Source organism: Microbacterium sp., from assembly GCF_039812165.1.
In the GTDB taxonomy this organism is placed as follows: Bacteria; Actinomycetota; Actinomycetes; order Actinomycetales; family Microbacteriaceae; genus Microbacterium.
The window spans coordinates 1-8,340 of record NZ_JBDIAB010000134.1 but is presented as its reverse complement, the minus strand read 5'-3'; the positions used below and the strand labels follow the sequence as shown (position 1 = coordinate 8,340).

General features: G+C 71.7%; 9 protein-coding genes and 1 pseudogene. 5 read left to right on the top strand and 5 right to left on the bottom strand.

What is annotated here, in order from left to right; genetic code table 11:
* Window positions 1-156 precede the first annotated feature (156 nt).
* The 3 genes from WML84_RS10630 to WML84_RS10620 form a co-directional block, all read right to left on the bottom strand.
* The gene (locus tag WML84_RS10630) at window positions 157-1,044 is read right to left on the bottom strand and encodes a M23 family metallopeptidase (protein WP_347346118.1); all 888 of its coding nucleotides are present in this window, start codon (window positions 1,042-1,044) and stop codon (window positions 157-159) included.
* 227 nt (window positions 1,045-1,271) lie between these two features.
* Entirely contained in the window at window positions 1,272-1,979 is a 708-nt protein-coding gene (locus tag WML84_RS10625) for a metal-dependent transcriptional regulator (RefSeq protein ID WP_347346117.1), read from the bottom strand.
* A 97-nt stretch (window positions 1,980-2,076) separates the two neighbouring features.
* A complete protein-coding gene (locus WML84_RS10620) occupies window positions 2,077-2,784 on the bottom strand; it encodes a GntR family transcriptional regulator (RefSeq protein WP_347346116.1) in 708 nt (235 codons plus the stop codon).
* Window positions 2,785-2,898: 114 nt separating this feature from the next.
* Here WML84_RS10620 and WML84_RS10615 point away from each other — a divergent pair, with 114 nt between their 5' ends.
* The 3 genes from WML84_RS10615 (at window position 2,899) to serC (ending at window position 6,483) form a co-directional block, all read left to right on the top strand.
* On the top strand, window positions 2,899-4,371 hold the full coding sequence (locus WML84_RS10615) for a sugar porter family MFS transporter (protein ID WP_347346115.1): 1,473 nt from the start codon (window positions 2,899-2,901) through the stop codon (window positions 4,369-4,371).
* Window positions 4,368-5,285, top strand: coding sequence for a BadF/BadG/BcrA/BcrD ATPase family protein (locus WML84_RS10610; RefSeq protein WP_347346114.1), 918 nt, complete (start codon window positions 4,368-4,370; stop codon window positions 5,283-5,285). Before WML84_RS10615 ends, WML84_RS10610 begins: the two co-directional genes overlap by 4 nt.
* An 85-nt stretch (window positions 5,286-5,370) precedes the next feature.
* On the top strand, window positions 5,371-6,483 hold the full coding sequence (gene serC / locus WML84_RS10605) for a phosphoserine transaminase (protein WP_347346113.1): 1,113 nt from the start codon (window positions 5,371-5,373) through the stop codon (window positions 6,481-6,483).
* Between the two features lie 42 nt (window positions 6,484-6,525).
* Here the strand turns inward: serC and WML84_RS10600 are convergent, their stop codons facing one another.
* Together WML84_RS10600 and WML84_RS10595 are read right to left on the bottom strand one after the other, a co-directional pair.
* A complete protein-coding gene (locus WML84_RS10600) occupies window positions 6,526-7,182 on the bottom strand; it encodes a DUF3027 domain-containing protein (RefSeq protein WP_347346112.1) in 657 nt (218 codons plus the stop codon).
* The gene (locus WML84_RS10595; protein ID WP_347346111.1) at window positions 7,166-7,549 is read right to left on the bottom strand and encodes a cold shock domain-containing protein; all 384 of its coding nucleotides are present in this window, start codon (window positions 7,547-7,549) and stop codon (window positions 7,166-7,168) included. Before WML84_RS10595 ends, WML84_RS10600 begins: the two co-directional genes overlap by 17 nt.
* Before the next feature lie 107 nt (window positions 7,550-7,656).
* Here WML84_RS10595 and WML84_RS10590 point away from each other — a divergent pair, with 107 nt between their 5' ends.
* Together WML84_RS10590 and WML84_RS10585 are read left to right on the top strand one after the other, a co-directional pair.
* The gene (locus WML84_RS10590; RefSeq protein WP_347346110.1) at window positions 7,657-7,932 is read left to right on the top strand and encodes a multidrug ABC transporter ATPase; all 276 of its coding nucleotides are present in this window, start codon (window positions 7,657-7,659) and stop codon (window positions 7,930-7,932) included.
* Between the two features lies 1 nt (window position 7,933).
* Window positions 7,934-8,340 (top strand): annotated as a pseudogene (locus WML84_RS10585) (hypothetical protein); the annotation flags it as partial.

Here is an 8,340-nt window from a genome sequence, read left to right as displayed (position 1 = left end):
CTGTCGTGGGGACGCGTCGTCTCGGTCGAGACGGTCGAAGACCTCCAGGTCCTCGAGCGGGCGCTGCGGACGGTCGCGGACGCCGGCGCATCCGAGGCACTCGCCGCGCCGATCACCGACTGAAGGCGACGGATGCCGCGATCCGCGGCATCCGGATCAGCCCGCGTTGGCCTGCAGCCAGCTCTCGCCGTTGACGTAGGTGCCGTTGACGACGACCTCGAGGTGCAGGTGCGTGCCGTAGGCGCGGCCGGTGTCGCTGACCTGACCGATCAGCTGACCCGCCGAGACGGTGTCGCCCACCGACACGCGGCGCGAGCCGTAGAGCATGTGCGCGTAGAGCGTCGTGACGTCCTGGCCGCCGATGTTGTGCGCGATCTTGACGTAGACGCCCCAGCCGGGGCCGTCCTCGCTCGAGGCCACGACGACGCCGTCGGCGATCGCGTAGATCGGGGTGCCGCGGGCGACCATGTAGTCGAAGCCCTTGTGGCCCGCGTAGGGCTCGCCCGGGTGGTCGTAGTACGGCAGCGGGCGACGCACGATGCCCGATCCGGGCAGCACGAGCGGGATCTCGCCGCCGAACGCGGCCGCTTCGCCACCGGCAGCCAGACGGGCCGCGAGGGCGGCCTTGGCGGCCTCCTCGGCCTTCTTGGCGGCGATCTCGTCGGGGGTCGTGGCGGTGTAGCCGCCGCGGACGAGCGTGTCGGGCTGCGCCTCGGAGGCCACGACGAGCGACTGCGCGTCGGATGCGGCGACCTGCTGCAGCGTGACGGCCTCGGCCGAGTTGCCGACGGCGGCGAACGCGGGGATCGCGACGGTGGCGACCAGGCCGGCCACGGCGGTGACCGTCACGATGCGCCGCACGGGGTGGACCGTGGATGCGGTGCGACGCGGCGCGGGGGCGCTCGTCGTGCTCAGCGCGGTCTCGCGGACGGCGGGCGTCTTCGCTCCGAAACGGCGGAGCGAGGCGCGCGTACGGCGCGCGACGGCGTTGCCCGTCGAATCGGTCTCGGATACGTCGATCGACGAGTCGAACTGTTCAGCCAAGCTATCCTCCGGCGCCTCCGCGCCGAATGACGCTGGCTCGTCGGCACTCAGTGTCAGGCACATGATGTACGGGTGTCACAGCGCGAACGACGAGCCGGAGAGGCAGTACGCGCGGCGGTCCGGGGCGGGCTTCTCGCCGGTGGACCTTTCAGAGGCTAGCGGAAGGTCACGACCGTGTCACGTCGAGGCCGGTACGTTCAGGTGATGCTCAGACTCGGCGCGGGTCCTCAGACCCGGTCGTCCTTGTCGACGAGGAAGATGTGCGACGCGACCTCGATGGGCAGTTCGAGCCCCTCGTCGTTGCCGTCCATCTGCACCAGGACGTAGCCCTCGCTGAACCGGTACTGCCCGCTGGCTCCCGGGACGACGCCCGCGACGCGCAGCTGCTCGAGCAGCTCGGGGTCGACCTGCACGGGCTCGGCGAGGCGGCGCACCGTGCCGGTGATGGGTCCGCCGGCCTGGTTGAGGCGCCGCACGAGCCCGACGACGCCCTCGTCGAACGTGTTCGTCGGCAGGTCGCCGAGCTGGTCGAGGCCGGGGATCGGGTTGCCGTACGGAGACTCGGTGGGGTGGTCGAGCAGCTCGATGAGCCGGCGCTCGACGAGCTCGCTCATCACGTGCTCCCAGCGGCAGGCCTCGTCGTGCACGTACGCCCAGTCGAGCCCGATGACGTCGCTCAGCAGCCGCTCGGCGAGACGGTGCTTGCGCATCACGTCGATCGCCTTCTGACGGCCCTTCTCGGTGAGCTCGAGCGTGCGGTCCTCCGAGACGACGACGAGGCCGTCGCGCTCCATGCGGCCGATCGTCTGCGAGACGGTGGGGCCGGAGTGACCGAGGCGCTCGGAGATCCGCGCGCGCAGGGGGACGATGTCCTCCTCCTCGAGCTCGAGGATGGTGCGCAGGTACATCTCGGTCGTGTCGATCAGGTCGGTCATGTCGCCCCTCAGCCCCGGAAAAGTCTCTGAGACCAGCCTAGTCAATGGGCGGCAGGCCGGAGGCGCCCGACGGGCCGCCCCCGGTCGTCTCCGGCCTTCACACGCGCGCCGGCACCTCTCCGATGCGGGCGTGGAAGCGGAACCTGTCGCCGCGGAAGACCGAGCGGGTCCACTCCATGACCGTGCCGTCGCGATTCCACGCCGTGCGACGGATCACGAGGAGGGGCAGCCCGACCTCGGTGCCGAGGATCTCCGCTTCGGCCGGCGAGGCGAGCGCGGTCTCGACCTCGTCGTCGGCGCCGACGACGCGCTGGCCGTACGCGTCGCGGAGCGTCTCGTAGAGCGACCCGCGGCGGGTGAACTCGCGTTCCAGATCGGGCAGGGAGCCGGGGACGTAGGCGGTCTCGTGCGCGAGCGGCTCGGAGCCCGCGCGCCGGACGCGCTCGAGCCGGTACACCGGCTCCCCGGCATCCACCCCCAGCCGTGCGGCGACCTCCGGGTTCGCAGGCTCCACACGGAGATCCAGCACGACACTGTCGGTCGGGAGCCCCGCGAGGTCCTCGCTGAACGAGGTGAGCTGGCGCACGTGCACGATCTTCGGCTCCGCCACGAAGGTGCCGCGGCCCTGCACGCGATCGAGGCGCCCCTCGGCGACGAGCTCGGCGAGGGCCTGCCGCACGGTCGTGCGCGACGTGTCGAAGCGGTCGGCGAGCTCGCGCTCCGTGGGCAGCATCGTCCCCGGCCGCTCCCCCTCGATGAGCTCGAGGATGCGGACCTTCTGCCGGTAGTACTTCGGAACCTTCATGCGGTCCCACCCTTCGACTTGACGAACCTGATTGGTCTATGCCAATCTTAGCCCACCGATTGGTCTAGACCTTTAGTTCCGATCGATCCTGACACACGACACGAAGGGTAGGACGTGGGAATCCTCAAAGACATCCGCCAGTCGTCCCGACTGGCGATCCTCGTCGCCGTCGCCGCGGCGACGGTCGGCATCATCTACGGCTACGACTCGTCGAACATCGGCGGGGCCCTGGACTTCATCTCGAAGGACTTCGGCATCGCCTCCGAGACGGAGAAGGGCCTGCTCACCTCGTACGTGATCTTCGGCGAGATCGCCGGCGCCCTCGCCGGAGGCGCGCTGGCGAACCGCCTCGGCCGCCAGCGCGTGATGGTCATCGTCGCCGCGGCCTTCTCGCTGTTCTCCCTGGCCTCGGGCCTCGCCTGGGACGTGCCGTCGCTCGCGATCGCCCGCGTGCTCCTGGGCATCGCCATCGGCGTCTCGATCGTCGTCGTGCCGATGTTCGTCGCCGAGTCCTCCCCCACGAAGATCCGCGGCGCCCTCCTGGTCATGTACCAGGTCGCGACCGTCACCGGCATCATCTTCGGCTACCTGGTCGCCTGGGCGCTGGCGCCCACCGGCAACTGGCGGCTCATGCTCGGCGCCGCGGCGATCCCCGGCGTCGTCATCACGCTGCTGCTGCTGAAGGTGCCCGACACCCCGCGCTGGTACATGATGCGAGGCCGCCGCACCGAGGCCGCCGCGGTCCTGGCCCAGATCGACCCGTTCGTCGACCCGCACGCGGAGCTCGAGAGCATGGAGCAGGATCTCGCCACCGCGCACGCCACGCGCCGCTCGCCCCTGGCCGGCGTCAAGGAGATGCTCCGCAAGCCCTACGCCCGCGCGACCTTCTTCGTCGTCGTCCTCGGCTTCTTCGTCCAGATCACCGGCATCAACGCGATCGTCTACTACAGCCCGCAGATCATCAAGGCGATGGGCTTCGCCGACGGCGACCACATGGCGATCTTCGGCCTGCCAGCCCTCGTCCAGGTCGCCGGCCTCATCGCGGTGTTCGTCTCGATGGGCCTCGTCGACCGGATGGGCCGCCGGCCCGTGCTGCTCACCGGCATCGGCATCATGATCGCCGCCGGAGCCCTCATGGTCTACACGTTCGGCGTGGGCGCCGCGGGTCAGACCGACCCGACGAAGATCTCGCTCTCCGGCGGCTTCGTGCTCCTCGGCTTCCTCGGTCTCGTGCTCTTCAACGTCGGATTCACGTTCGGCTTCGGCGCGCTCGTGTGGGTCTACGCGGGCGAGACGTTCCCGTCGCACCTCCGCGGTCTGGGGTCCAGCACGATGCTCACCTCCGACCTCGTGGCCAACTACATCATCGGCGTCGCCTTCCTGCCGATGCTGCACGTCTTCGGCGGCGGCGGCACGTTCGCGGTGCTCGCCGGGTTCGCGGTGCTCGCGTTCCTCTTCGTCCTGAAGTTCGCTCCCGAGACCAAGGGACGGCCGCTCGACGACATCCGCCTCTACTGGGAGAACGGCGGCAGGTGGCCGGCGGAGGACGACGCCACGCGCACCGCGACCGACAAGGCCGCCGGATGAGCGACCTGGTCCTCGGACTGGACATCGGCGGCTCGAAGACCCACGCGATCCTCGCGGACGGCGACGCGGTGCTGGCCGATGTCCTCGCCGGAAGCGCGAACCCCGCATCGGTCGGTCTCGAAGAGGCCTCCCGTCAGCTCGCCGCCGTCTTCGGCCGGCTCGGCCCCGTCGGCATCGGCGCGATCTGCGCCGGTGTCGCGGGCGCCGACAGCGACACCGGCGCAGAGCGGTTCCGCGGCCTGCTGTCGCTCCACGCCCCGGGCGTGCCGGTGCGGGTCGTGCACGACTCCGAGCTCCTGCTCGCAGCCGCCGAGGTGGACAGCGGAGTGGCGGTGATCTCGGGCACGGGCTCGGTGGCCTGGGGCCGCAACCCCGGCGGCGAGGTGACCCGCGTCGGAGGGTGGGGCTATCTCCTCGGCGACGAGGGCAGCGGCTACTGGGTGACGCGCATGGCCGTGCGGCACGCGCTGGAGCGGGTCGACCTCGGCGAGCCCGCCGACCTCCTCTCCCAGCAGCTCGCGGCGGACTGCGGGCTGCAGGGACCCGAGGGACTGCTCGACCACTTCTACGCCCAGCCCGAGCGCCGCTACTGGGCGAGCCGGGGTCGGGTCGTGTTCGAGCTGGCCGCCGACCAGGATCCGGCGAGCTCCGCGATCGTGTCCGCCGCGGCCGACGCGCTCGCCGACATGGCGGCCAGAGTCGCGGACCGGATCGGCGTCGTCGGGCCGATCGTGCTCGCGGGCGGCCAGGCGGTGCACCAGCCGCTGCTCCAGGAGCGCGTTCGGCAGCGCCTGGCCGCCCGCGCCATCACGGACGTCCGTGTCCTGGACGAGGACCCCGTGCACGGCGCGGTGCGACTCGCCCGCGCGCTGCTCGCCACCGGGACCGTCGGCAGCCGTCGTCCGCGGGCGTAGCGGCCGACCCGAGGCGGGCCGCGACGGCCGCGCTCCCGTCCGGTCACGTCGGGATGCGACGGACGCTCGATCTAGAATCGGGGGCATGGCCCACGTATCCCTTCCCCGTGAGATCCTGCCTGCCGACGGGAGGTTCGGATGCGGACCGGCCAAGGTGCGCGCCGAGCAGCTGAGCGCCCTCGCCGGCCCCGGGTCGGTGCTCCTGGGCACGTCGCACCGTCAGTCGCCGGTGCGCGCGCTCGTCGGGCAGGTGCGGGCCGGGCTGGCCGACCTGCTGGGTCTGCCCGCCGGCTACGAGATCGTCCTCGGCAACGGCGGGTCGACCGCGTTCTGGGATGCCGCGGCCTTCGGCCTCATCGAGAACCGCGCGCAGAACCTCGTGTTCGGCGAGTTCGGCGGGAAGTTCGCCACCGCGGCGAGCGCCCCGTGGCTGCAGGCGCCCGACGTGCGCTCCGCCGACGCCGGCACCCGCTCGGTCGCGGAGCCCGTCGAGGGCGTGGACGTCTACGCGTGGCCGCAGAACGAGACCTCCACGGGCGTGTCCGCACCGGTGGAGCGGGTCCGCGGCGACGACGGCGCCCTCACGGTGATCGACGCGACCAGCGCGGCCGGCGGCCTCGACGTGCGCATCTCGCAGTGCGACGTGTACTACTTCGCCCCGCAGAAGAACCTCGGCTCCGACGGCGGCCTGTGGTTCGCTGCCGTCTCCCCCGCGGCGATCGAGCGGATCGAGCGGATCGCGGCGTCCGGCCGCTACATCCCCGCGTTCCTGAGCCTCAAGGACGCGGTCGACAACTCGCGCCTGAACCAGACGCTGAACACCCCCGCCCTCGGCACGCTCTACCTGCTTGACAAGCAGCTGGAGTGGATCAACGCGAACGGCGGGCTCCAGTGGGCGAGCGGACGCACGGCCGAGTCGTCGTCGGCGCTGTACGAGTGGGCGGAGGCGTCCGAGTTCGCGACGCCCTTCGTCGCCGACCCCGCCGACCGCTCGGCGGTCGTCGTGACGGTCGACTTCGACGACGCGGTCGACGCGGCCGCCGTCGCGCGCAGCCTGCGCGTGAACGGGATCGTCGACACCGAGCCGTACCGCAAGCTCGGCCGCAACCAGCTGCGCATCGCGACGTTCGTCTCGATCGACCCCGACGACGTCCGTCAGCTCATCCGCTGCATCGACTACACCGTCGAGCGCCTGTAAGGCCTCGGGGGGATGCCGTCCGCCGGACCCGGCGGGAGGCGTTCAGTCCTCGCGCCCGGCGTCCTCGAGGTCGAGATCGACGTCGTCCGACTCGTCGTCCTCGGCGGAGTCGTCGTCCTCGGCGGAGTCGTCGCCCTCGTCGCCGGGTTCGTCCTCGTCCAGCTCCTCGCCGGCCTCGTCCGCCTCGTCGAGGTCGGCCGCGGCATCCACGTCGAGCTCGTCGATGTCGACGCCGTCGACGTCGCCGGAGTGCAGCAGCGACGAGCCGTCCTCGTCGAAGTCGACGGCATCGAGGTCGTCCAGGTCGCTCACCTCGGCGTCGTCGATGTCCTCCTCGTCGACGATCTCGTCGAGCTCGCCCGCCTCGGCCAGGGCCGCCTGCGCGGCCTGGTACTCGGCCAGGCGCACCGCCCACGGCACCCACTCCGGAGCGACGAGCGCACCCTCGCCCGGCAGCAGCTCGACCTCGAGCACGGTGGGCTCGGCGTCGTCGACCACGGCGACGCTCACGGTCCACAGCCAGCCCGGATAGCCGGACAGATGGTTGCGGAACCGCAGCGAGACGACGCCGCCCTCTTCGATGGTGTGGCCGACCGGCTCGCCGATCGTGCTCTCGGGGGTGATCTCGAGCAGCGCGGCGCGCGCGAGGTCGTGCGCGTTCAGCAGGCGCTCGTCGGCCGACTCAAGCGTCGAGCTCATCGGCCACCTTGCGCAGCACGGCCGCGACCTTCTTGCCGTGCGCGCCGCTGGGGTAACGGCCGCGGCGCAGGTCGGCGCCGATGCCGTCGAGAAGGCCGACGAGGTCTTCGACGATGATCGCCATGTCGTCGGCGGGCTTGCGGTTGCGCTTGGCGAGGCTCACCGGCGCGTCCAGGACGCGCACCGCGAGCGCCTGGAGGCCGCGCTTGCCGTCGGCGACGCCGAAGTCGAGCCGCGTGCCGGACTTGAGGGACGTCGTTCCCGCCGGGAGGGCCGTGGCGTGCAGGAAGACGTCCTGGCCCTCATCCGTCGTGATGAAGCCGAACCCCTTCTCGTCGTCGTAGAACCTGACCTTGCCGGTGGGCATCGATACCTCGCTGAGACGGCCCGCGACGCGGGCGAGTGGACACGGAGGTCGATCCGACCCCTCCCCTCAAGCCTACGGCACGCCTGCGACGCAGTAGGCTGATGCGGATGAGCACGCGCAACCACGGCGAGGACGTCCCGGTCCGCCGGATCGACCGCATCCTCGCCTTCATGTCGCTCGGACTGCTGGTCCTGGCGATCGGGTGCTTCCTCGCGATCATCATCGGCACCGCGACAGGCATGCAGCACGACGACTTCGCGCGCGGCCTGTGGCCCGCGGTGGGCACGACGGTCTACATCGCGCCGATCGTCGCGTTCGTCCTGCTGGCGACGGTGCTCATCATGACCTTCGTGCGAAGGGCACGGGCCAACGGCGGGCGCTGACATGGCAGCCTCCGATGCGCGCGGTTTCGCCGGCCGGCTCGCGGCATCGGACGACGACGCCCTCGCGCGTCTCTTCGACGTGCGCGGCGTGTCGCCGACTGCGTCCTGGGCGGACTTCTTCGACGCCGCCGAAGCGCTGCTCGAGCCCCCGGCGCTGCTGCGCGGCCTCGCGGCACTGACCCGTGCCGAAGCGGATGCCGTGGCCGCCGCCCTCGCGACCGGCACCGCGATCCCGGCGGGCGTCGCGCGCGACGCGGTCGTCGCGTACGGCCTCGCCGACCTCGACGGCGTGCCGTTCCGCGCGGTGGCGGACGCGTGGCCGGAGGCCGCCGGACCGACCGCGGACGAGACCGGGTCTGCCCCCGTCGGCACCGGGACCGACGCCGACGGCGCCGAGCCCGGCGCGCC